Raw genomic sequence first — 24,120 nt, 5'->3', positions numbered from 1 at the left:
TCGACCCCCGTTTGTGTATCAAATTACAACGGGGCTTTTTTCAGGCGATCACCGGATGCTGTTCGCGTCCCAGCTCTTACTCGCGGTACGCTTTTCCGGTATAAATATCTATGTAATAGTAATTATCTTTATTTTCCGCATCTTTTTCCCGTACCAGTCCATTTGAGCTGATCGTGTCATAACTTTTGCTTCCGATCTGCTTTTTTGTTTTATTATCGTACAAGGTAAAAGGCCCATCTTTTTGCATCTGTAAGGAAAAGATTTGTTGTTTGCCATCCAAGATATCAATATGCTGAAAATTTGGCGGTAAATCCCATTTTTTGGTCTCGGCATTCCAGAGGCCCATGGTTGGATCCTGCTCTCCTTTTTTGATGTTGATGAGGTATAATGCCTCAGTTTGATAGACGTATTTTATTTTTCCCGTTTTCCAATCTTTTTCAAGGGTATTCTTCGTAAACAACATATGCTTATCAGGCCAGACCAGATAACCTACCTGGTCCAAAATAAAGAAATCCTTGACGTTGATTTTATCCAATAAATTGCCATCCTTGTCAAGATATAACCAGTCATAAGCCCAGACCTCATGGTCATAATTAAATCTCCCCAAAATAAAGTAAGGTGAATTGTTGACAGAATACACGAGAGAAACTTCTTTTAGAAAATCCAACTGTGCTGCAGTAGCCTGTTTGATTTGTTTTGGCAAAGCTTTCTCATATTCCGGAAAAACATAGATGGCACCTGTGCTGTTGTCTTTTAACAATTTAGGCACTGTTGGTTTATAGCGATCCTGATTGATGGAATCCAGCTGTAAAGGCTGGCCATTCCAAAGCAAGTCTATTTTATCGACACCGACCAGATTGGAAAAAATAGGCCGGTTCTGTTGAATATCGTAGATCTCAAAACGATTTTCAGCAGGAGGAATATATCGGCCATTTTCCAAAATCATATCAATTTTTGTATTAAGCTTTTTTAGATGCTGATTTTTTAGTTCATAAAGATTCCCATTTAGGACGAAATGTTTATCATCCAGATCGTATACAGCCGAACTGTATTCGTTTTCGTCATAGGGAACATCTTTGTCCAACAGAATCTGGTCGGTTTCTAGCACACGGATTTCTACCTTAACATAGGTCGCTGTTTTTTTTATGCCACCACCCATGATACTCCAGTCCCAGTTCCAGAAAGGCAGTTTTTTCTCATGCTCCCGACGTTTCATAAGCAGCGTCACTCGGCCTAGTGGTTGTAACCCAAGATCAGTATCAGAATAATTTTCGATAAAATCCCCCTTTGAATTAATTAAAGCCTGCTGGTTCTTCTCATTTGAGACGATAGCATAGCCAGCGGAAGTGAAAGGTTCGGCTCCATAGAATTTTTGTGTCAGCTGCTTCCGTAGCGAGCTGTCCACATAGACAAATTGTTTGTCCTGGGTCTGCATCGGAATCCAATGGATAGATTTTAGCGATGAATTTATGGTGGACTCTTGTGCACAGGCCGTCATACAAAGAATGGTTATTAAACCTACTAATATTGATTTGATCATCTTTTTTCTTTTTAATTGAAAGCGTTTGCTGTTAAAAGAGCAAAGAAAAGTTTCGTATATACTCATTATGCCAATGCAACGCTTTATGACAGGATCCATGTTAAATACAGGGATCCTGAGGCTAAAGTAGACGAAAATTGCCTTTGGAAAAATAGCCGAATTCAGTGATTACAAAGCGACTTGATTGGTTGCTGGACAGCCATGTTAAGCTCGTTTGTTCCTGTATTATTTTTTCGATGAGCCGATTAAATTGGCTAATCGGCTCAAAATTTTCTTATATTTGATCCGATTAGGGTTTAAAATCGGCTCAAATGTATAATTGGCAATATAAAGAATGGCCCCATTTCAGCTATAGTATCGAAGATATTCTACCTATAGCTGTTGCATTTGCTAAAGAAATGGGAGAGCTAAATGGTTTGTTAACAGGATTAAATGCGGAACTAAAACAGGAAGCGTTTATGGAGATTCTGATCGCTGAGGCAATGAAAACTTCAGAGATCGAGGGCGAATATATGAGCAGAGAGGACGTAATGTCCTCCATCAAAAGAAATCTTGGCATTAAAGACGACGTAGTCGTTCATGACCAAAGAGTTACTGGTGTTGCGAAATTGATGACAACCGTACGGGAGAGTGCGGTAAAAGAATTAAGCGTCGATTTGATCCAGCAGTGGCATGCCATACTTATGGCAGGATTTCCGAAAATTAATGCGGGAGTATGGCGTACAGGTGATGAACCTATGCAGATAATTTCCGGCTCATATGGTAAAGAAGTTGTCCATTATGAAGCTCCCCCATCTGTTGTTGTTCCGAAAGAGATGGAGCAACTGGTTCACTGGTTTAAATCCTATGAAATTAAAGAGTCGGAGTATATTATCGGTGCCCTTATCAAGACAGCTATTGTCCATTTGTATTTTGAATCTATTCATCCTTTTGAAGATGGGAATGGACGGATCGGAAGAGCGCTGGCAGAATACACTTTATCTAATACGCTACAGGCGCCTGTCTTGTTGTCGATATCAAAGACGATTGAAAAAAATAAGCAGACTTATTATGAAAATCTAAAAATTGCTCAGGCTAGCTTGGATATCACAGGCTGGATAGGCTACTTTACCCAAGTTATTTTAGAATCTCAAAAAGAAGCAAAAGAACTGATTGAGTTTAAAGTAATAAAAGCAAAGTTTTTTGATCGTAACCGGGATTTATTGAATGAGCGGCAAATGAAGGTTATGAATCGCATGCTCGAACAAGGGATTGAAAGATTTGTCGGTGGTATGACCGCAAAAAAGTATATGTCCATTACGAAGACCTCAAAAGCTACTGCGACAAGGGACCTGCAATACCTGCAAGAGCATGGTATAGTTGAACAAATTGGGCTTGGAAGATCAGTACGTTATGAACTTATACTTAGTTAGACGACCGATTTTAAAATAATAGCATCAAGCGATATCATTATTTCTTCTTCACCGGAATAAGTTCTGCACCTCCCTCCTTGGGCCGGTACCAGTACTTGTTGCCCAGATCATCCTCAAAATCGTGATTTACTTTTGCTTTATCTACACTTCTGAAGCTTTTGACCTCGGGACCTTCAAAGATTTTATTGCCGACGAAAATCTGCTTGGCATCTTTAGCAACGGCACGTTTTAGCACTTCAAAGGTTTTTGGGTCAGCTTCAGATAGGAGCTGTCCGTTATAATAAATGTGATTTTTGTCGCCGGACCAGAACGAATTCCCACCAATTCCTTCCAATATTTTGAAGCTTTCGGCATCTACATCTAAGAAGGGAAAACGCTTTCCCAGAATGATAACCAATTGATCAATAATAATTGATTTTCTGTCCAACAATCTGATTTTATTGACCGTGGGCAAAGCCACTTCGAGTACACCTATGCCTTGGTAAGGTTCGTAATACAGCAGTTTTTTGCCATCCAAAATAAGATATTCACTGTTGACAACCTTAACATGTTCTGTTGTATACTGGAGCGGATTAATACCTTTCTGTGTGACAACGTAGAGCCGGTTTTTATCTTTTACAAAATTTTCATTCAAAATTTCGAATGTTTTATAATCGACGTCTATGGGTAAGGATTGGTAGAAATATTGTGTTTTGTCTTTGGAGAGCGACTGAAGTTGATCATAGAGCGTGGTGTATGTTTCGGGATCCGCGCCCTTCACGACGGTAAGCTGTTGTTTGCTACATGCGCCTGTTGCTGATGGAGAGCCCGTGAAATGAAAGACATGATGTTGATCCACCGGTATATTTTCTTTGAGTTTAAAGGTCTTTGCGTCTACGAGCTGTTGCGGGCAACCCATAAAATAGATCGTATTTTTGTCGCGCGCATAGACATTTTTAATGACAGAAAAACTGCTGATATCGGCCTCCATCTTTCTCGAACTGCGCTCAAAACCATTGCCGCCCGGAATAAAGTAAATCGTTTCTCCTTTTTTATAGTAATCTTCGGACAACGGACTCACCTGCTTTTTGCAGGAAAATAATAAGCCGATGCAGGCACTGATCATTCCCATCTTAAAAATATATTTCATACTTCCTTGTTATGATTTGCTCCATGATGACGTGCTATCCAGCGTATTGTTTTGGCTTTGGCATACCTATCCCTCCTTAATTTACCTTAAAATACGATGCGTTTGCAATACATGGAATAACGGTTTACGATTCGCTTATGGCTATTTATGATTCGTTTACCGTATACTGTAAACTTTCCGTTCTTTAATTTTCTCCTGCGCTACCCATGATTAACCTAAGCATAAGTTAGTAAATATTTTTACGATTTAAACAAGCGGGATTGGTGATCTCCCCGGCTGGATAAAACGTGTTTGCAGTATAGTTGTAGTATCGATTAAGTATTGATCAGGTAGTTCAAGCTAGATACATATCAATACGAAAACCTTGCTGTACCATGTGCATAGCGTACCGGAGACTTTTAGTACCCCACGGACGCTTAGGCGCCTGTGATTCGAAATAAAATAATATTCTCTAAAAATAATTGGTATTATATTTTTAATTCATATATTTGTATATATAAACTATATTATTGTATCGTAATGGTGTTTTGGAATAACCTGTAGCACCAATATTTATCTGTCTCTTTGTCGGCAAACAGATAGCTATATTTCACAAGTGCATTAGAAATTTCGATACGATTTTTTATGTTGATTGCCGACCTTTCCTAAAATAAACCAAGGTGCAAACGCAAATGCATTTTACCTGTTGATTTTCTATTTAATCACCTTGGTAGTCACTTCTGTTTTTTTTCCAATATAGCTATTGTTTTTTTACAATAATAGGTTTTAACTATATGTTGTTCAATAGGCTATATGTTGTAAGTTTTTATACTCATTAAGTCATTATTATGGAAATTAATAACCAATTGATTATCGATCGTTTATCTCAGCGCATGGATCTCGACCGGGTTTATCTCGTTAAATATCAGTTTTTGGATCAAGAATACCAGCACTTAGTTTTGACACTTAAACCTGTGAGCGGACTTTCGCACAAGATATTAAAACCTATTGTGGAATTATGTCTGTTGGATCAAGAATGCATTTCATTTGAATTGATTTTTACGCCTGAACTGAAAAATAAGATCAAGATGGGAAGTTTATTCTATTGTTATGCGGCTTTACCCAAGCACGAGATTTTTAGTTCCGGTGAGAACATTACTGCAATCAGTAAACCGAAAGAGATAAGGGGAATACTGGATCTCTCCGATAAGCATTATCAAAAGGTGCAGGCCGCTTCTGCGGAATTTTTGCAGGCGGCACAGACATTTGCTGATACGGCAAACTATCTCCGTGCATTATTTATGGTTCATCAAAGTCTGGAAAGCCATTTAAAATTGCTGCAAGTGATGGTGGAAGCGAAAGGAACTAATGTACACAGTCTGGACAGTAGAATAAGAAGCCTTGACACACATTTCTCGATGTTTAAAAAAGTCTTTATAGGTGAAGGCGATGAAGAGAAAGAGCGCTTCCGCTTATTGGATACTTCCTTTAATGCTGTCAATCAGAATAAAGATCTGGAGATTTCCGCTATAACAGCCTCACAGTTATACGATCATTGTGTGGTTATGCAAACAGCAATAGAAAAACTCTACCGTTACTTTATGGAGGAATTGCAGGCCGTGTACGAAAAAAATATGGCGACTGAAGCGGCCGTCCAAGCTGATCTTGCAAAGGCTAAACTGGCGAAAGAAGAAAAATTTAAAATAGCACAACAGGAAACGCTTGTCGCAACGTCTACTTTTCATGCATTCCCCTGGCCTGAACAGTATCAGTCTGATATACAGCGGCTCCTCCATCAGATCCGTCAGGACAACCAGGCTGAACAGGTGATGTTGCTCAATTATTATGTGAGTAAAACCCATGGAAAAGGGTTATTCGACTATCCTCCAAAAGATGTCGGAAATGTCAGCATTTACTTGGTTGTTATAAAAAAACGGATTGGACAATGTTACTTCCATAAAGTTTCTTTTGGTCGGGCGACAGCAGTTATTTCATTTTTAAGCAGCAGCTTTATCGCAGCGAAATTAAATATGGGAAGTCGCTTTTCACAAACGATCTGGAACGACTCTGTTGTCCTTTACCGCAATCCGGGCTATAAGCCGACCTATTCGCTAACTCCTGTAAATTGGCCCGAAACGCTGTTGAAAACAACCAATGCTTGGACACGTAATGCAAAGCTGATGGAGGATCTGGTGGCCATATTTTCTGATGGTATTCTTTCCAGCAAGCAATTAGCGGTGCTGTTATTAAATCAGTTGGTCTTGATCGGAATACATAGCTACCTCTACCTGCGGATCGGTTACACACCAATGAATGCTATGTTGGAGGAGTTGGTCGAATGGAGCTGTATCTGTGATAAAAAAGTAAGCGATTTTTTCACCTCAAATGAACCTTCCGAAGCGCTGTTGTACCAGGAGTTATTAAAGGATATGAAAGGGCGGATATATGAGCTGCCTATCGAATTGGACCGGCTGGATATGGATTACTTTAAATCCTATGCTAGTCGAATTATAGCCTTTTTTGCTGACCTATGTGAGCAGAGTTTAAGGTATATGGAAGTGAAATCGGGTATAAAAATAAATTGAAGCCCGCTATGAAAGGCTAGACCCTCATCTAAGCATGGTAGACTTATAAAATTAAACCATTATAACTAAACATAAACCAATGAAAAATGAAATAGATGTAACGATACCATGGCAAAATAAGCAAGAAAAATCCCTGTCTATCGTTTATCTGAAAGGATTTTTTAACGAAAAACCGGCAAGATTAACTTCGAATTTTAAAATAATTCTGGAAGAGAGTGTTTTTAATAATAAATATGCGTTTGAGAGTTTGTGTAAGGAAAATATTCGTGTCCTGATCACGTTAACCGCCGATCATTTGAAAGCAAATTGTTCGTGTGGGAGAATGAACACGAAATTATGTGAACATGTCTATGGTTTATTGCGTGAAAAGTTAAGTGGGAATAAACATTATTTTTTTCATTTATACGATCCAAAATGGTTTTTAGTCCATCCTGACCAACGTGAATTATTTGGTTTATCTCTTAAAGATGAACATAAGAGAATACCGAAAGTTAAAATCAACGCAACAGCAGATTGTGGGAGTATCTACGGTTTTCATAACCCATCAGAATTATGCCATGTAGCTAGCAATAGAGTTTATGCAAGTGAACCTTCAATATCGAAGTCAGAGGGCAAATTTATCGTGGCAATTCCGATAAATAATACGATTGATCAATTACCTTTTTTACTCCCATTTTTAAGTGGAGAAAGGAAAAAAAATGTTTTCAAAGAAAGCTATTTGTTAAAAGATGACATGCCGCATCCTGAATATCTTACCAGCCATGAGATGATGCTTGATGCTGTAGCAAAAAAAATGATGCAGCTGGGAGCCTCTGCATTTAACGTTATCAGACCAAATGAACTTTCAGTCGTTGAACGGAATGAGAGGGATCATCGAATAATGGATTTATGGAGAGATCTTATTTCAAATCAATTGTCTCAAAATGAAGTGATTTTTTTCTACTCCCATACGAATAATTTTGGCCTAAGACACTACCAATTCCGATATAGCTCTGCTTACAATCAATCCCATAAATTGAAAATAGCTAATGGCGACTTTAAGCTTAAGATTCAAGTGGTAGAGAATCAAAAAGGTTTATTGATGAAGGTGCTGGGCTATTATAAAGGTAATTTGATAAAGAAAATTAAGTTTTTAAGTGATGTGCATAGTTTCTTTGTCGAATTAAGTTCCAAGTATGTACTTTTTATTGACGATATACAAGTCGGGAAACTTCTAAATCAATTCAGGCATTCCGCATTCAAAATTTTTGTATTGCGACAAGATATCGCTAAATTTTATGAAGAAATATTGCATCTAATAGCTCAACACTTTCCGATAGTGTATAAAAATGAAACGCTTCAAGATCATGCAGCAACTAAAAAGAGAATTGAGGAGACGAAAGTATTGGAGGTGTCGCTTCAAGATGATGCGTTGCTATTAAAAGCATCCATAGATTTTGGAACAGTTAGCCTACCCATTGTTGAGATGCCCAGTTCAACTGTTTTAACTTATGTTGATAATGAAATTCAGGTTCAAGTACGAGACGTTAACGATGAGCTAGCCTTTAGCGATTTTGTCAAAAATCAACATGAATCTTTTGCGGAGCAAACTTCCCCGCATACTTGGGAATTGCGAACATCTCTAATTGCTCGAACAAATTGGCTAAAAAATCTGCGCAAGACATGCCAAGATCATCAGATAAAGCTTAAACTTATAGGGCTTGTTAAAGGATCTTATTACTATCCTTTCTCCTTGAAATGGGATGTAGTGGAACTAAAGTCTCAATCAAATTTGTTATATATCAATATAAAATTTAAGCTGGGTAAACTACTATTGGAACCTAGTCTATTTGAAAATTATCTATTTGAAAAGAAAAATTGGTTCAAGATCGATACTGAGGATTATATCTATATAAGCGACTCGTTGAAATCACTTTTTTTACCTCTATTCGGGCAGGCGCGCATAGAAGATCCTTACATCATTTTAACCTCAGCGCAATTGATCTCTTTTCAAACGCAATTAGAAAAGATAGATCCTAGGATTATTAATGATAGCACAAGAGAAAGAAGGGATAAACTAGCCAATATGACTGAAATTCCTTTATTAGATGTTCCGGATACGGTCAAAGCAACGTTGCGTCCCTATCAGAGGATTGGTTTTAGTTGGATGGGATTTCTACAAGAATTTCAATGGGGTGGTATTCTGGCGGATGATATGGGACTTGGAAAAACATTGCAAGTAATTACTTTATTGGAATATTATTACCAAAATAATCCTGATGCAAACCCTTCTCTTATTATTGTTCCTAATTCATTGTTATTCAATTGGCAAAATGAAATTGAAAAATTCGTTCCGGAAAGAAATTATTATATCTATCATGGTATAAAAAGAAAAGGCCAAGAGACGTTAGCAAAAGCATCATTTGTGCTGACAACCTATGGGACAGCGATGGCCGACCTTTCCTTTCTTCAATCTAAATCATTCAGCTATATGATTTTGGATGAGTCTCAAATGATAAAGAATAGGAATTCTAAACGATTCGAAAGCTTGTTTACAATTATAGCCTCGTTTCGAATAGCAATGACCGGTACGCCAATTGAAAACGGCATTCAAGATATTTATGCACAAATGACTATGGTTAATCCTGGCTTTTTTGGGAATTACAGAAATTTTAATAAAATGTTTAAGTCTATGGGAGATGGGGAGGAGGTCGATACGCCACTCACGAATTTGCAAAAGATGATTGCTCCATTTATTCTGAGGCGAACCAAAAAACAAGTCGCAATAGACTTGCCAGATAAAACGGAGACTATTCTGTATTTGGATATGCAAGATGGACAACGGAGAATCTATGATAACTATCGTAAAAAATATCGAGATGAGATTGAAGAGAATTTAAACCGTGAAGAGTCTGCAAAATCCAAATTCTTAGCCATAGAGGCCCTACAGAAACTACGGCAGTTGTGTAATTCGCCTGTATTGATGAAAGAGGGTAATTTTGTTAACGAATCTGTCAAGATGGATTTTATAGACGAAATGATGGAAGAAGTAGCGCCAAATCATAAGATTCTTCTTTTTTCATCCTACACGTCTATGCTCAAGCTTGTAGCTCAACGGATCGAAAAGCACGATATAGGATATACCTATCTTGATGGTAGAATGAATCAGGAACAACGGCAAGCTGCGGTCAAAAGATTCCAAAATGACGATATGTGTCGTGTTTTTCTAATCAGTCTAAAGGCCGGAGGAACCGGCCTGAATCTGACAGCTGCGGACTATGTGTATATTTTGGATCCTTGGTGGAATCCAGCCGCTGAAGCCCAAGCGATCGACCGTTGCTATCGCATTGGACAAGATAAGCATGTGATGGCCTATAAGATTGTTTGTCGAGACTCTGTCGAAGAGCGAATCCTAGAACTTCAGGACAGTAAAAAAAGAATGGCTGAGGGTGTAATCTTGGACGAAGCCAATCTGATGAAATCTATTAGTAAAGAAGAACTACTGAAATTATTCGAGTAACCAATTATAAACTTAACTTATGAATACCGGATCTACAACCAAAACTTCCTATGCTGGAATGATGTATTCACATGATTTTCAGCTATGGTATACGTATTTCAAGCGGCGGATAGAAAAAGAATGGCGGCCCGAGGAGCTTTCATTCTTACTGGGCAAGCCTGATCATGCCTATCTGGATTTTGAGAAAATGTTTCAAGTCCGAAAGTTTTTAACGCAAGAATCTATTTTATTGGATGGAATATATGCTAGTTCGCGGATCGAAACTATGGAATTCCATAGAGAAGAATATGAAGTATCCGAGGAGCGTCTGGTACGTCTTAAAATTGAGGAGGATGAAGTGAAATGGAGTTATTCGATTGAGGTACCTTGGACTTTTGAAACGGGTAAAAAAAAACCTCCTGCGCCAGACTTACAATTTGAAGAATGGAAATCCGAGAAAGATCTTCAACTTGAATCGGACGCTATGCTCCATATCCGGCAAAAACTGGAAGCATTATTGGAGGGTGAATACTTTGAAAATGGTGCTACAGCGTTGCAAATGTTTCGTCAGGTCGAACCTACCGGTCTTGTTCATTTACAAATTTTCCCACGACACCTTAAAAATGTCTTGTATAGCTTCATCCAACAGAACAAACTCGTTGTTAGAAATATAGAAAATCGTTATTCTTTTTTCTTAACGGATTCTCAACAAGCTAGTCGCAAATAGTATTTATTAAATGGCTGGCGTTGAGAAAAAAACTATCATTATATTTATCCCAATGAATATAATGATTCCCGGACATAAGACAGCCATCGTACCAGCCCTTCTAAAAGGAATAGCTGGTACGATAGCTGTTTTTGCTGTTTTGACAGCGCTCTCTTATCAGAATCAACTGCCTGTAGATGGTAAACTGGTAATCGGATTTCCTTGGGAATTCTATTCAAGTGGCGCAGGCTACAATGTCGAACGCGATGAATATATGGGCTTTGAAGATTTTGAACCACTCAAACTGTTCGGCAATATCCTCTTCGCCGTCGTTGTGTACCTTATAGTACTGCTGTCGCTTCGTGCCCTTTTTTTGCGAAAAGGAAGCGCTAATTAATGTTATCCTTTTGTTAAAGTTCTATTGCTTGCTAACTCGGTTTAGTTAAGAACTATTAACCTTTTATTGATGCTATCTTCATATTGCATTTGTAATCTTGTACCCATAAATCAAATGCACTACTTATGAAAATTAAAACCAACAATGTCTTTTGGTTATTATGTGCTATTGCAGCAAGCTCATCCGCTGTTCAAGCTAAACCTCTTTCACTAACCGAAGTCCAGTTCAGGCAGGTACAAAATCCCGTTAGAGGCCGTGTGGTCGATGCGCAGGGTAATGCCGTTTCGGGGGCAACGATCCAAAATCTGAAAAGTAAAAAATCTGTTCAATCCGATGAAAATGGAAATTTTCAGATCGATGCGGAGATCAGTGATAGACTTAGTATCTCCTATGTAGGATTTAGTAACCTTATCCAGCCTATAACGCAATCCAATGGGCAGATCTTTGTCCTACAGACCAATGAAAACACGCTTGAAGAAGTAACGATTTCTATCGGTTATCAGAAAATACGAAAATCCGATGTTACTGGTGCCATTGCAAGTGTGAAGGCCGAAGAATTAAACCTAAGTGCGCCAAAACTATCACAAGCTTTAGTTGGTAAAGTAGCCGGGGTACAGGTGATGCAAACAAGTGGTGCCCCTTATGACGGGACCAAAATGCGTGTCCGCGGTATGGGATCGATCAACGCCGGTTCGGATCCATTGTACGTTATTGATGGTTACCCATCTGGAAACAATTTAAATATCAATCCCAATGATATTGAATCCATAGATATCCTTAAAGATGCGGCATCTGCTGCTATCTATGGATCCCGTGCAGCAGGCGGTGTGGTACTGATTACGACAAAGCGCGGTAAAGAAAGTAAAAACAATGTGGATTATGAAGTACTGGGTGGCTTTGGTCAGCTTTCAAAAAAAATTGATTTATTAAATGCCGAACAGTTTATTGATCTGCTGATCGATGGACGTAATAATTCTTATAAAGATCTTTTGGCAGCAAAAGGAATTGCATGGACCGATAGCAAGCGTTTTGATGATAACAAAACACGTGTAGCGAATGTGGGAAATGCAGGTTCGGTAAGTATTCCAGAAGAATATTATGATTTCCCAACAGGTACAGCAAAAAAATCAAAATACGACACCGATTGGCAGGACGCGTTATACCGTAATGCCCCTTTTCAACGGCATAACTTGTCAACCTACGGTGGCAATGAAAAAAACAGATATTTTTTAAGTGGTTCGTATCAGAATCAGCAAGGTATTATGTTGGGGACGGATCAAAAGACATTTAACTTCCGCGCCAATATAGATAGCAAAGTTAACGAAAGATTGACGGTGGGCGCCAATGTATCCTTCACCTACAACGATAACAATGAAGTGACCACGGGAAGGTACGACCGTAGCCCATCTATGGCGGCCCTTATCTATCTTCCAACATTGCCTGTCTATAACGAGGATGGTACCTATGCACAATTCTTAATGGGCGAGTTATCCGCTGGTAGTTTTGGTATACAAAACCCTGAAAATCCTTTGGCGTACGTGACCAAGATCAAAAATAACCGCCGTGGAAAAAGGGGACTTTACAATGCCTTCGCCGATTTTAAAATTATTGATGGACTGAACTTAAAAGTAAATGGTGGTTTATCTACCTACGATGAAAAGTACGATTATTACCGCCCAACAAGTATTTCAAACGGTGATAAAAGGCCTTATTCGCCTGAGGCCATTACTGCAGCTTACGCAGACGCCAAAACAAAAAATGAACTGGATAAGTTGTTGGAAACAACGTTGAATTACAATAAGACTTTTGGCGGGAAACATCAGATCTCAGCGCTCTTAGGATATTCTGCACAGCGCACTGATTATGACTATCAAGGAGTCAGAGCCAACGGCTTTAGTAATGATGCTATAGGCGAAATTACGGATAAAGGGGCTAACCCATCCAATTTCCAATTGTTGAAAGATGATACTTTTAAACGTATAACCACCCTTCAATCGTATTTCAGCAGGGTAAACTATAATTTTGATTCTAAATATTTCCTTTCAGCTTCGATCCGGACTGATGGCTCTTCACGTTTCGGCCCAAATAATAAATGGGCAACCTTTCCCTCTGTTTCTGGAGGCTGGACAATTTCCAAAGAAGATTTCTATACCGATTGGCTAGGACAGCAGTCGACGTTAAAGTTGCGGGCGAGCTGGGGACGTAGCGGTAATAACAATATCAAAGAGTATCGTTCCGTCTCGGTATTTAACTCGCCAGCAGGTGTTATTATCGGGAATGATGTAAAAACTGGTTATACCGCAGGTGACGTATTTGATCCCAATCTAAGCTGGGAAACAACCTCGCAATACAATGCGGGGCTTGATCTTGGACTACTGAAAGGCCGCTTAAACATTATGGCTAATTTTTATTTGAGCCGTTCCTTTAATTTATTATTCGATCAACCAATTTCCGCGGTATCTGGTTCAACGACAATATTGACAAACTTGCCAAATTCTCAGGTACAAAATAAAGGTTTTGATCTACAGGTCGACGCAACGCTAATTCGTAAGAATGACTTTGAACTTGGCTTTAGCGGAAATATCAATGTAAACCGTAATAAGGTGTTAGATTTGGGGGGATCATCGACGATCTTAACTAATGGTGCTGAGCGCTCTTACTTGACCCATATTACGCAGGAAGGCAGTCCTATTGGTATGTTCTATGGCTTTAAAGTGCTTGGCGTAGCAACAGAAGATAATTACAAAACTGTCGCGCCTTCTGCGGCTTCAACAACACCTCTACAACCCGGAGATCTTTACTTCGAAGATGTGGACGGCAATGGCATCGTCAATGACGCTGATAAACGGGTGATCGGCAATCCGCATCCTAATTTTACCTATGGCTTTGCCGTCAACGCACGCTATAAGGCATTCGATCTACGCGCATCATTTAATGGTTCCCAAGGGAATAAAGTGCTGGATGGCTATGATTATTACCTCTACAATATGGAAGGCTCCGGCAATCAGTATGCCGATGTCGCACAACGCTACCGATCAGCACAAAACCCAGGTAATGGTAAGGTGTACCGTGCTTCCCGGGGTGGCACGCAAAGTAACAGTACGCGTCTGTCAGATTTCTACCTGCAGGATGGTTCGTTTTTACGTATGACCAATATTGCTCTGGGCTATAATATGCCAAAAAACATCGCTGAAAAATTGAGTTTATCCGGAATACGGGTGTATGCAACAGTGGACAACCCTTTTACGATCTCCAAATACAAAGGTTATAATCCTGAACCAGATTACAACCAACGTGGTAATTTGACACCGGGTGTGGATTATGGTCTTTATCCATTGGTCAGATCCTATAACCTAGGTGTAAAAGTAACTTTCTAATATTCATGTTCATAAGGCCATTATGATTTGTTACAACATATCGAATGGCCACACTAATAAAAAAATATTTCAATGAAAAAAAGATATTTATTACCGTTTATGTTGTTTACGCTGTCTTCATGCAGCAAAGATTTTCTAAACCAGAAAGATCCTAATGCAGTACAGATTGATGATTACTTTAAATCTGAAAACGATGTATTGTTAGCTGTTAATGGTCTTTATCAAACGTTACGTTCAGGTAACACAATTGGTGAAGGTAGTACCCTCTACAATGAAGAACGCTCGGATAATACCGGACGAAACGATAACCAGTCCAATGCCGGAGAACCATTCCAGTTCAATGACTTTTCATTATTGCCGAGCAACACCTATCTGAAAACACACTGGGCTGCAATGTACGCTGGGATTAGTCGTTGTAATGTTATTTTAACTCATATTGACGAAGTCTCTTTTTCAAGTGAGGCACTAAAACAACGTTACATGGCCGAAACAAAATTTGTCCGTGCTTTATTGCTGTTCCATATGGTGCGTAAATTCGGTGATATTCCCATGGCAACTGTCCAGGTAATCAGCAAGGAACAGGCAAATGAACTGGCGTTTCGTCAGAAGGAATCGGCTATTTATGAACAGATTATTAAGGATCTTACCGAAGCCTTAACAAGTGATTTGCCCAATACTCAGCATGAGTATGCCGTAGGGCGTACATCAAAAGCAGCGGTGAATGCTATTCTAGGACAGGTATATTTGACTTTAGGAGCTACACAAACTACAGGGGCTGTAGAAAATCTTACAAAAGCGGAACAATATCTCAATGCGTCTTATCAAATGCGAACTTTTGACAAATTGAAAGAAATTCCTTATACACAGGTTTTTGATGTGAAACAAAAGATGGCATGCAAAGAATTAGTTTTTCAGATTCAATACCTACAGGGTGATCAAAATTATAGTTCAAGCATCGCCCGTAACTATCAGGCGAGAGGAGAGTCTATTAATTCGCGATTTACTTCAACAGGAGCGGGAGAAGTTGTAAAATTAGATCTGATCAAGGATTATGAACAAAATGATATCCGGAAAGATTTTTCGGTCAAATTTGCACCGGATGCGAAAGTAAATGACTGGTTTGTGACTAAATTTAGGGACAATAGTGCAGAGGCTGGAATCAACGGCTGGGGTGGAAACGACTGGATCTTGATCCGCTACGCCGACGTCATGTTATTATTGGCGGAGACCAAATACCGTTTAGGTAAAGAAGCTGAAGCTATTGCGTTGCTGGATCAGGTGCGTGAACGCGCAGGGCTACCTTCTTATGCAGCCTCAATGTTAAACAATGACTATCGCACAAAATACCCAACATTAAAAGAAGCGATTTTACATGAACGCCGTGTGGAACTGGCTTTCGAAAATCATCGTTGGTTTGACTTAATCCGGAACTATAATCCGCAGGAATTGGTGACGTACTTTAAAACTAAAAACCAGGCGGATTATGGGAATGCTAAAATCTCCAATATTTCCACAAAGGATAGGTACTATCCAATTCCTTTTGATGAATATAAATTGGATCCACAGCGTATGTATCAAAATCCTGGCTATTAATCTATCAGGGTATACGGGAATTGGGCTATGTTCCTTTGCCCGAATTTCGGATGTTATCGAATTTCGGGCAAAGGAAGAAACGTTGATGATAGATCCAGATGAGCCATTGAATCCCTGATGGATCGTTTGAGATATATTGGAAAAAGGTATATGGATGATGTCCATATACCTTTTTTTGTGCTAAGATCAATTTAATAAAATTGACTTTCCTTCCTTTGCGGAACGCTTGGCTGCCTCCAATATCTCAACAACCGTCACATTGTTGCTGATGGAACCTAAATCGCCTTCAGGCAGCTGATTTCCTCTTAATACATGTTCCAGATACTGGATGTGATTTTCGAAATAGTGCTGATCTGTTTGAATAACGGTCGGCTCCCCATTATGCTGTACATATTTCAATAGCTTTTTATCATTTTTTGCATAGAGCTGAGCCTTTGTTCCGAAAACTTGTAGATCCTTGACACTATATGGCCATGCCCAAGAGGCCTGGATAATACCTGTACTGCCATCGCGGTAATTTAAGATAATCGTGGCATCATCTTCGACTTTTGGATAAACTTCGGGCTTCAGTTGATGCGTAATGGCACTGACAGAAATAGGACGTTCACCATTCTTGATCCAGGTCATGAGATTGGCCCCATAACAGCCGAAATCCATTAATGCACCACCGCCATTTTTCTGTGGATCTGTTAGCCAATCGAGAAAATAGCTGCTACAGCCGATCTCTTTGGGCCCTTCATGTCCATCTTTTACAATCATCCGTGTCACTCGACCCACTGCATTTTGATCAATCAATTGCTTGAGCTGTTGGTTGCTCTTGTACCAGGTCGTTTCATAATTGACCAAAAAAGCCGTTTTGTTTTCCCTAGATAAAGTTGCTATGCGTTTGGCATCAGCCAATGTGGTTGCCATCGGTTTCTCTACCATGACGGGTATTTTGAGCGGTAGGCAGATTTCCGCTACATTGATATGCTCATTGGTGGGGTTGTAAGCAAGAACGACATCGGGCTTTACTTTTTTGAGCAAGGAACTTAGATCTGGGTAAAAAACGGACTTCGGAAGATGGTATTGTGCCAGAATTTTGCCGGCTAGGACACTGTTAGGCTCGGCTATTCCAATAATATCGACCTTCTTCTCTTTGTATAGGTTCAAAAGGAGGTATACATGGTCGTGATTGAGTCCCGCAACAGCGACTTTAAGTGGACTGTCCGCATAAGCAACATGCTGAAATAGCATCGTCAACAAAAAAAATATCTTTACTATATGTTTCATGGTATTCTGTTTAGGTTCGATAAAGATACCAATTTGAATTCTTTAAATCCTTTAGTAAATCCAGTCAATCTTTGGATGCGATTGTATTATTTCCGCTACGATATCGAAATAAGTCTGTCCTTTTCCAGCTTGTAAATCGGCTAGCTTTTGTTGGAAATAGGTATGATTGAATGGTGAATTGGCTGCAAGTTTCTCCTGGTAATAGGCGAGCGTGGTGGTCACACCTAATGCAGCCCGACTGTGAGCGATATCCCGCCAAATGATCGTATGCTTTTTTGCGTCCTGCAATTTCCCAAATCCCCCGTAAAGCAGGTCGTCGAAACCGTCCAAACTGCCAATTTTCCAATTCTCACCGGCCATATAGACCTTATTGATTTCGGTGTAAAAACTCGCAATATCTGCAATATGAGCCCCTTCGATAACAACAAAACCCCATTCGGGATGAAGGGAAATGAGTTTGGTAAAGTCTGCCCAGAGCTCCGCTATCGGGATCGGAAAAGACGCTTTTGACCATTTTTCCGCAAACCGAAAAAGGTTTGGCAAGAAGTGCTCCGGAGTACTTTCGCGTAGGCTTGTCAGGGACTCGGACAAAGCCTGCTCCTGAAGATTTCCGACCAGAACTTTAGCAATAATCACAAGTTGATTTCTGTCGTTTATTTCCATCAGCTTCACATTAGATTTACTTATATAAAGGACTAAAAAAAAATGAATTAACGAAATCGTTTTCGATTTTTTTACAAAAATACAATACATTTAAGGTTACATTTAGCTATAAATCTAATGCTATGGTCTATCGGAAAAATGTGCTTTCGTATACTTGCGGTGTTGAGTATACTTTCTCTAATCGAGATTCCTGTCTATGCACAACAGCGACCCAATGTTATTGTGATCCTGAGCGACGATGGTGGATATGATGATTTTGGCTGCTTTGGCGAAAAAGATGTTCATACTCCGCATATTGACCAATAAAAAACGAATGAAAATCATACTTATACTTTTACTCGCATTTGGAGCTGTCATGGCTAAAGCCCAGGACAGCCATACATTTGACCGCATCAAAAAACATGTGTACGACGACGAATTGCAAAGTTCGGCCGCGCCCAGTGATAAAGCCACAATTTGGAGGAGTCAATTGACTGAAGCTGGTACTTGGTCTGATATAGATTACACAAGTAAATCAATTTCACTCTGGCCTCCGGGAGAACACTTAGACCGCCTGAAAGCTTTGATCGTAGCTTATGTATCTCCCAAAAGTAAATTTTATCAGCAAAAGTCGCTTTATGACAAGATTGTACAGGCAGCGCAGTATTGGGCAAATAATCGCTTTGAATCAACGAACTGGTGGCACAATGAAATTGCCTCTCCCAAAGCAATAGGTGTCTGTCTGATCCTGATGAAATTTGGTCAGGAGAAAATTCCACCTACCTTGGAAATGCAGCTGGTGAAACTCATGGAGCGGGGAGATCCTTATAAAAAAACAGGTGCCAACAAAAGTGATATTGCCATGCATTACTTTTACCGGGCACTGATCCTGGAAGATGAGAATCTATTGGCTGCAGCAATGGAGCAATTGCTCCTTCCCATCCAGTTAGTGGATGGCGAAGAAGGCTTACAATATGATTTCTCTTACTTGCAACATGGCCCACAACTGTATATTGCGGGCTATGGTGAAGAATTTTTAAAGGGTATTTCCAAAGTCATGGCCTATGTCCGTGAGACACCTTATGCGGTTAATAAGGAGAAATTGGACCTCTTCGAAAAATTTCTTTTGGAAACCTACCTGCCGATCATACGCGCACGTTATATTGATTTTAATGTGCATGGACGCGGGATATCGCGACCAGATATATTGCGCAAGGATCAGGAGGTCGGCCTATTGCAGCAGATGCAATTGATCGATCCGGCCAACAATGCTGTTTGGAAGAAAGGAATGGCAAAATTAGATAGCCTTCAGGCTTTTGATGCTGAATTTACTCACCGGCATTATTGGAAAGGGGATTATACCACTCATCTCAGAAAGCAGTATCATTTCAACGTACGCCTGGCAAGTAAGCGAACCAACAAATCGGAATCGGGAAATGGGGAAAATATGCTTGGAAAAAATATGACGGATGGTGTAACCAATATTCAGGTTTTTGGACCGGAATACTATAATATCATGCCGGTATGGGAATGGGATAAAATTCCGGGTACGACAACACGGGATTATCCGGATGATCAGGAACTGAAAGAACAGTGGGGGGTTCTGGCGACCAATGCTTTTGCCGGTGGTGTCAGCAACGGTACGATCGGTGCATCGGCGATGTCTGTTCAATATGATGGTGTGAGTGCACAGAAGGCATGGTTCTTTTTCGACAGGGAGATCGTTTGCTTAGGAAGTGGAATTACATGTGCTGCGGTGGAACCGGTCGTAACAACACTGAATCAAACTTGGTTGAATGGCCCGGTCGTATGGAATGGAAAAGAGATCTCGACAAGGGATTCTCTGATCAGAAATGTAAAAGGTGGTGAATATGTACTGCATAATCGGGTCGGCTATTATTTCCCGGAAGCAATGAAAGTCGCTCTGACGGCAAAAGAACAATCGGGCTCCTGGTACCGCATCAATCGTTCCCGATCAAAAGATGCTGTCCGTGGTAAGGTATTTAAATTATGGGTTGAGCAAGCAGCGAAACCTGTAAATGGAAGTTATGCTTATATTGTTGTACCTGGTGTAGATCAGATAGATAAGAGGGCTATGCAGCAGCTAAAAATCTGGCACAATACACCTGCTATTCAAGCCGTAGAACATCAGGGGCTGGCTGCTATTCAGGCAGTGTTCCATCAGTCAGGTACCTGTCAAATTGGGGCTTGGTCTATTCAGGTGGATAAACCGGTCATTCTGCAAATTACAAAGGGAGATAGCGTATTCAAGCTGGATGTGGCAGATCCCTTACAACAGGAAAAAGCCATACATGTTCATCTCATCAATAAAAGTGCAAAAGTAAATCAAATCGTCGAGATAGCTCTGCCGCAAGCTGAGTACGCGGGTAGTACGGCGTCAAAAATAATCACGATCGGTAAATAAGTAAAGTCTTACCCCTTTCGTAATTGTCGTGAATATTAAAAAGGAAGGTCCAGGATCTGTAAGGAACCTGGACCTTCTTCATTTATTTGACCGTAGTTTGCTATTCACGTCGCTGGTCTATTAGAATTCTATTCTATAGTTAATCGTTGGGATGATCCCGGTCCATTTTTGTGGCTCAATGATACGTTTGCTAAAATTGTAATGCATACCGACCGTATTCTCTCTATTAAGGATATTTTGAATGTCCAGGATGATGAGGTGGCTCACTTTCTTGCGGTTGATGCGGTAGCTTGATGAAAAGTCAAGTCGGATATAAGGATCGGCAGTTAGGGTGTTAATCCGGCTTTGATCGATGATTTCCTCATCTAAACGTAAGGATTCATCTTCCAGCACCGGAGAGTATTTTCTTCCGCCGGCGTAGATCAGTTTGGCGTTCATCCCGAATAGGTTATTTTTATTTTTTCCCACTGTCCATTCTTTTCCCAATAATAGATTGCCGACATAGCGTGTATTGAATGTTGTATTGTATTCTTTGCCATTGAGTGCTTTGAATTTGGAATCAAATACCGAAGTGGTGGCCATAAAATAATAGCCCTTGCTGAGTGATTTTTCAACTGTTAGTTCAACGCCATAGTTTCTGCCTGTACCTTTATTGACCAATTGACGATAGGTCGACGTTCCGATTGCCGAAATATCCGATACGTTGAGCAGGGAGAAGTTCATGTCTGGATCTGAGGAGACAGGTACATTGTATAAATGTTGGTAATAGACTTCGGTTTTAAATCTCAGCGTGCGGCTTAGATTTTTTTCATAGCCCATAACAGCCTGCGCGGACTTGGTAGGGGATAGCGCTGTATTGTCTGTTGTATTTTGTCCGGTTCCTCCGCTCTTGGCAAAGTAATAACTGAGTGGTTCTAAACGATTGTAGAGTCCTGTGCCAAAGGATATCGTCTGATCTGCCGCGACTTTCCAGTTTAAGCCCAGTCTAGGTTCTGCAGTCCAGCTTTTACTTAAGGCAAAATAGTTGGCATGTACCCCCGTATTTAGTGTCAGGCGATCGGACAGTTCTGTTTTGAGCTGTGCAAAAGCGTCATAGGTACTGGTATTTCCCTTTTCATTGACCCGTTCTTTTAATGCGGCAAGTTCGGTATCATAGGTTAAGGCGTAGAGATCATAGCGAAGCAGACTGGCATTGATTCCCGCCCGGATCGTGTTTTTACTGTTTGCTCTGTAATTCAGGCTACCGGCATACCGTATTGCGGTATTTGTAAATTTATCTTTGTGATATAGGCTTGCCACGTAGTCCTGTGTCAGGGTATCTGTTTTATTGGAATTGCGGCTGATTGATGCTGAAATAATGTTATTGAAATACAATCTATCGTTAGCGATATACTGATGTTTTAGTCCGGCACTTCCAGCGTTAAATCCCAGGTTCATGTCCTGCGCATCTGTCCGTTCCTCCCATTCATGGAAATTGCGTTTGGCAGTTTCGTTTATCTTTCCGAGGCCGCCGATTCCAAAGAGCGAAAATGTTCCGGCCTTCTTGGTCGGAAAAACAAAATTAAAGGAGAGGTCCTGGTACTTTGGAATACCTGTATCCGAGACTTTTACACCTATTTTTTCCAATAGACTCAATGAGGAGTAACGATAGCTGATCAAATAAGAGGCATCGCTTCCTTTTTTGAAAGGGCCCTCTAAAGTTGCACCTACCCCCAACACACCGACATTGAATGTATATTCGCGTTTATCGGTATTTCCCTTTCTAAATTTAAGGTCAAATACTCCTGATATGGCGTTGTTGTATTCAGCAGCCAGTCCACCAGTATAGAAATCAGATTTTCCTAAAACCATCGTATTAAGCATACTTATCCCCCCACCAGCGGCACCTTCGGCTCCAAAGTGGTTGGGATTTACAATTTCGATGCCTTCCAATCGCCATTGTAAGCTTTTAGGCGAATTTCCACGCACAATGATCTCGTTGTCGTCACCACCGGCAACAACACCGGGAAAACTTTGCGCCATTCTGGCCGGGTCAAAAAAAGCTCCAGCATAACGGTTGGTCTCCTCTGGAGAAAAAGAGCGCCCGCTGGTCATCGCCATTTGATTTAATGGTTGCTTTCCAGTGTTGGCATAAACCACAGCTTCGTTTAAGGTGTTTGCCTGTGGTTCCATTTCAATATTAAGGATATTCTCACGGCCGGAGGTGATGAGCAGTTCTGACAGTTCTTCCTGTCTATAGCCCGCCATACGTACCCGTAATACTTGACGTCCAACAGGAACCTGCATTAGCCTAAATACTCCCTGCTGATCTGTACTAACGGATTTTGTATCACCGTCGGAGGAAAGGATAATGGTGGCACCGATCAGTGGTAGTCTTGTATTTTTGTCCAGTACAGTCCCTTTGACAGTCTCGGTCACCATCCGTCGGTTTGTCTTCGTCGAATCTTGTACCTGGGCAAGTGATTGCGTGGCCTGGGTCGCCATTGCAATTATTAAGATTGATGTTAGTTTCATATTGATTAAGCTTTATTTTTATGACAGCTAACTTTCGTTTTACCCTTAGCAACCGCGATAATTTTTTTAAACAGACTTTTTTGTCCTTGAAAATAGGATGAAGTAAAAACGTTATTAACATAAATAGCATTTATATAGAGCAAATTAACAGTGTTGTTAACATTTTTATGATTGCACGATACCTCGAAAGGATCGGGCGATGAATTGACTATTTCTTGTAAGCAAGCACAGAAAAATTACCCACCTCATGCTGGGCAGGTTTTCAACAAAATGTCTTTTAATGCTTAGGTACTTAACACGGTTATTAACAAAAATAAAGGCTTATTGTACAATATCGCTCCCATCTCATATAAATGGGAAGCTTGTGTTTGAAATCTTCCGGAAAAATTAACATTCCCGTAATCTTGCGCCACTATCTTTGTAAGGTGAAAACGACCAAAGGCCATGTAGATAACCATTATTTATCACGTTTTAAAGCGGGTGATCCCAAAGCTTTTACCTATTTTTTTGATTTGTATTGGGAGGAGCTGTATACAACGGTCTTTCGCCATCTTAGGGATGAAGCCTCCGCAAAAGATCTCGTACAGGAAGTTTTTATACACATCTGGGAAAAACGCCATCTCATTAACACCGATTATAGCTCCTTGAAATCTTATCTCTATACTTCTGTTAAAAACAAAGTACTCAATTATTATGCGACGGAGCGGGTGCGTAAACAGGTGTTTGATCAGGCTGCCGAACGAATGGAGCTATTTACCAATTTAGATGATCACAATCTGGCAAAGTACAAGGCGTTGGAGGTCATTGTGGAAGAGTCTATTGGACGGTTGCCTAAATTGATGCGATCGGTTTATTTGATGCGCTATGAAAACTATTCGATAACGCAAATCGCCAAAGAGTTAAACCTCGCCGAACAGACTGTCAAAAATTATTTGTCGGGTGCAAGAAGAATCCTGCGTCAGGAATTGACACAACGATTTGCTGATCGTGATTCTATTTTTTTACTCTTCGCCGGTAGTTGTCTGCTTCATTATTATTTAATATAAAAAACACATTGAATTAAAGTACTTC

Annotated in this window: 15 protein-coding genes; 10 read left to right on the top strand and 5 right to left on the bottom strand. The window is 40.2% G+C overall.

Going from position 1 to position 24,120, the window contains the following annotated elements; genetic code table 11:
• Window positions 1-76 precede the first annotated feature (76 nt).
• On the bottom strand, window positions 77-1,540 hold the full coding sequence (locus D7322_RS17545) for a hypothetical protein (protein WP_147430462.1): 1,464 nt from the start codon (window positions 1,538-1,540) through the stop codon (window positions 77-79).
• A 311-nt stretch (window positions 1,541-1,851) separates the two neighbouring features.
• On the opposite strand from D7322_RS17545, the gene D7322_RS17540 reads away from it, so the two are divergent.
• Window positions 1,852-2,952: a Fic family protein gene (locus tag D7322_RS17540; RefSeq protein ID WP_121125552.1), complete on the top strand. Its 1,101-nt coding sequence runs from the start codon at window positions 1,852-1,854 to the stop codon at window positions 2,950-2,952.
• A 37-nt stretch (window positions 2,953-2,989) separates the two neighbouring features.
• Here the strand turns inward: D7322_RS17540 and D7322_RS17535 are convergent, their stop codons facing one another.
• A complete protein-coding gene (locus D7322_RS17535) occupies window positions 2,990-4,081 on the bottom strand; it encodes a DKNYY domain-containing protein (protein WP_121125551.1) in 1,092 nt (363 codons plus the stop codon).
• A gap of 827 nt (window positions 4,082-4,908) precedes the next feature.
• On the opposite strand from D7322_RS17535, the gene D7322_RS17530 reads away from it, so the two are divergent.
• From D7322_RS17530 to D7322_RS17505, 6 genes are all read left to right on the top strand, one after another.
• On the top strand, window positions 4,909-6,645 hold the full coding sequence (locus D7322_RS17530) for a hypothetical protein (RefSeq protein ID WP_121125550.1): 1,737 nt from the start codon (window positions 4,909-4,911) through the stop codon (window positions 6,643-6,645).
• 79 nt (window positions 6,646-6,724) lie between these two features.
• A complete protein-coding gene (locus tag D7322_RS17525; protein WP_121125549.1) occupies window positions 6,725-10,144 on the top strand; it encodes a DEAD/DEAH box helicase in 3,420 nt (1,139 codons plus the stop codon).
• 19 nt (window positions 10,145-10,163) lie between these two features.
• Entirely contained in the window at window positions 10,164-10,850 is a 687-nt protein-coding gene (locus D7322_RS17520) for a hypothetical protein (protein ID WP_121125548.1), read from the top strand.
• A 52-nt stretch (window positions 10,851-10,902) separates the two neighbouring features.
• Window positions 10,903-11,226 carry a hypothetical protein gene (locus tag D7322_RS17515; RefSeq protein ID WP_147430461.1) on the top strand — a complete coding sequence of 108 codons (324 nt, stop codon included), beginning with the start codon at window positions 10,903-10,905 and terminating at the stop codon, window positions 11,224-11,226.
• Between the two features lie 125 nt (window positions 11,227-11,351).
• On the top strand, window positions 11,352-14,603 hold the full coding sequence (locus D7322_RS17510; RefSeq protein WP_121125546.1) for a SusC/RagA family TonB-linked outer membrane protein: 3,252 nt from the start codon (window positions 11,352-11,354) through the stop codon (window positions 14,601-14,603).
• A 72-nt stretch (window positions 14,604-14,675) separates the two neighbouring features.
• A complete protein-coding gene (locus D7322_RS17505) occupies window positions 14,676-16,196 on the top strand; it encodes a RagB/SusD family nutrient uptake outer membrane protein (RefSeq protein WP_121125545.1) in 1,521 nt (506 codons plus the stop codon).
• Between the two features lie 186 nt (window positions 16,197-16,382).
• Here the strand turns inward: D7322_RS17505 and D7322_RS17500 are convergent, their stop codons facing one another.
• Window positions 16,383-17,468 carry a Gfo/Idh/MocA family protein gene (locus D7322_RS17500; RefSeq protein WP_121125544.1) on the bottom strand — a complete coding sequence of 362 codons (1,086 nt, stop codon included), beginning with the start codon at window positions 17,466-17,468 and terminating at the stop codon, window positions 16,383-16,385.
• A gap of 51 nt (window positions 17,469-17,519) precedes the next feature.
• On the bottom strand, window positions 17,520-18,131 hold the full coding sequence (locus D7322_RS17495; RefSeq protein WP_245971369.1) for a hypothetical protein: 612 nt from the start codon (window positions 18,129-18,131) through the stop codon (window positions 17,520-17,522).
• Between the two features lie 117 nt (window positions 18,132-18,248).
• On the opposite strand from D7322_RS17495, the gene D7322_RS17490 reads away from it, so the two are divergent.
• Entirely contained in the window at window positions 18,249-18,437 is a 189-nt protein-coding gene (locus D7322_RS17490; protein ID WP_245971368.1) for a sulfatase-like hydrolase/transferase, read from the top strand.
• Window positions 18,438-18,444: 7 nt separating this feature from the next.
• A complete protein-coding gene (locus D7322_RS17485; RefSeq protein ID WP_183078742.1) occupies window positions 18,445-20,535 on the top strand; it encodes a polysaccharide lyase 8 family protein in 2,091 nt (696 codons plus the stop codon).
• Between the two features lie 120 nt (window positions 20,536-20,655).
• Here D7322_RS17485 and D7322_RS17480 read toward each other — a convergent pair whose 3' ends face one another.
• Window positions 20,656-23,049: a TonB-dependent receptor gene (locus D7322_RS17480; RefSeq protein WP_121125542.1), complete on the bottom strand. Its 2,394-nt coding sequence runs from the start codon at window positions 23,047-23,049 to the stop codon at window positions 20,656-20,658.
• A gap of 425 nt (window positions 23,050-23,474) precedes the next feature.
• Here D7322_RS17480 and D7322_RS17475 point away from each other — a divergent pair, with 425 nt between their 5' ends.
• Window positions 23,475-24,095: an RNA polymerase sigma factor gene (locus tag D7322_RS17475; protein ID WP_183078741.1), complete on the top strand. Its 621-nt coding sequence runs from the start codon at window positions 23,475-23,477 to the stop codon at window positions 24,093-24,095.
• The last annotated feature ends 25 nt before the right edge of the window (window positions 24,096-24,120 follow it).

The sequence above is a fragment of the Sphingobacterium puteale genome (assembly GCF_003627955.1).
Classification (GTDB): domain Bacteria; phylum Bacteroidota; class Bacteroidia; order Sphingobacteriales; family Sphingobacteriaceae; genus Sphingobacterium; species Sphingobacterium puteale.
The sequence above is the reverse complement of the archived record's forward strand: the minus strand, read 5'-3'. Positions and strand labels throughout refer to the sequence as shown.

Coding starts and splice junctions, on each gene's coding strand:
- D7322_RS17545 (WP_147430462.1), bottom strand. CDS start 1,540: ATGATCAAATCAATATTAGTAGGTTTAATAACCATTCTTTGTATGACG.
- D7322_RS17540 (WP_121125552.1), top strand. CDS start 1,852: ATGTATAATTGGCAATATAAAGAATGGCCCCATTTCAGCTATAGTATC.
- D7322_RS17535 (WP_121125551.1), bottom strand. CDS start 4,081: ATGAAATATATTTTTAAGATGGGAATGATCAGTGCCTGCATCGGCTTA.
- D7322_RS17530 (WP_121125550.1), top strand. CDS start 4,909: ATGGAAATTAATAACCAATTGATTATCGATCGTTTATCTCAGCGCATG.
- D7322_RS17525 (WP_121125549.1), top strand. CDS start 6,725: ATGAAAAATGAAATAGATGTAACGATACCATGGCAAAATAAGCAAGAA.
- D7322_RS17520 (WP_121125548.1), top strand. CDS start 10,164: ATGAATACCGGATCTACAACCAAAACTTCCTATGCTGGAATGATGTAT.
- D7322_RS17515 (WP_147430461.1), top strand. CDS start 10,903: ATGAATATAATGATTCCCGGACATAAGACAGCCATCGTACCAGCCCTT.
- D7322_RS17510 (WP_121125546.1), top strand. CDS start 11,352: ATGAAAATTAAAACCAACAATGTCTTTTGGTTATTATGTGCTATTGCA.
- D7322_RS17505 (WP_121125545.1), top strand. CDS start 14,676: ATGAAAAAAAGATATTTATTACCGTTTATGTTGTTTACGCTGTCTTCA.
- D7322_RS17500 (WP_121125544.1), bottom strand. CDS start 17,468: ATGAAACATATAGTAAAGATATTTTTTTTGTTGACGATGCTATTTCAG.
- D7322_RS17495 (WP_245971369.1), bottom strand. CDS start 18,131: ATGGAAATAAACGACAGAAATCAACTTGTGATTATTGCTAAAGTTCTG.
- D7322_RS17490 (WP_245971368.1), top strand. CDS start 18,249: ATGCTATGGTCTATCGGAAAAATGTGCTTTCGTATACTTGCGGTGTTG.
- D7322_RS17485 (WP_183078742.1), top strand. CDS start 18,445: ATGAAAATCATACTTATACTTTTACTCGCATTTGGAGCTGTCATGGCT.
- D7322_RS17480 (WP_121125542.1), bottom strand. CDS start 23,049: ATGAAACTAACATCAATCTTAATAATTGCAATGGCGACCCAGGCCACG.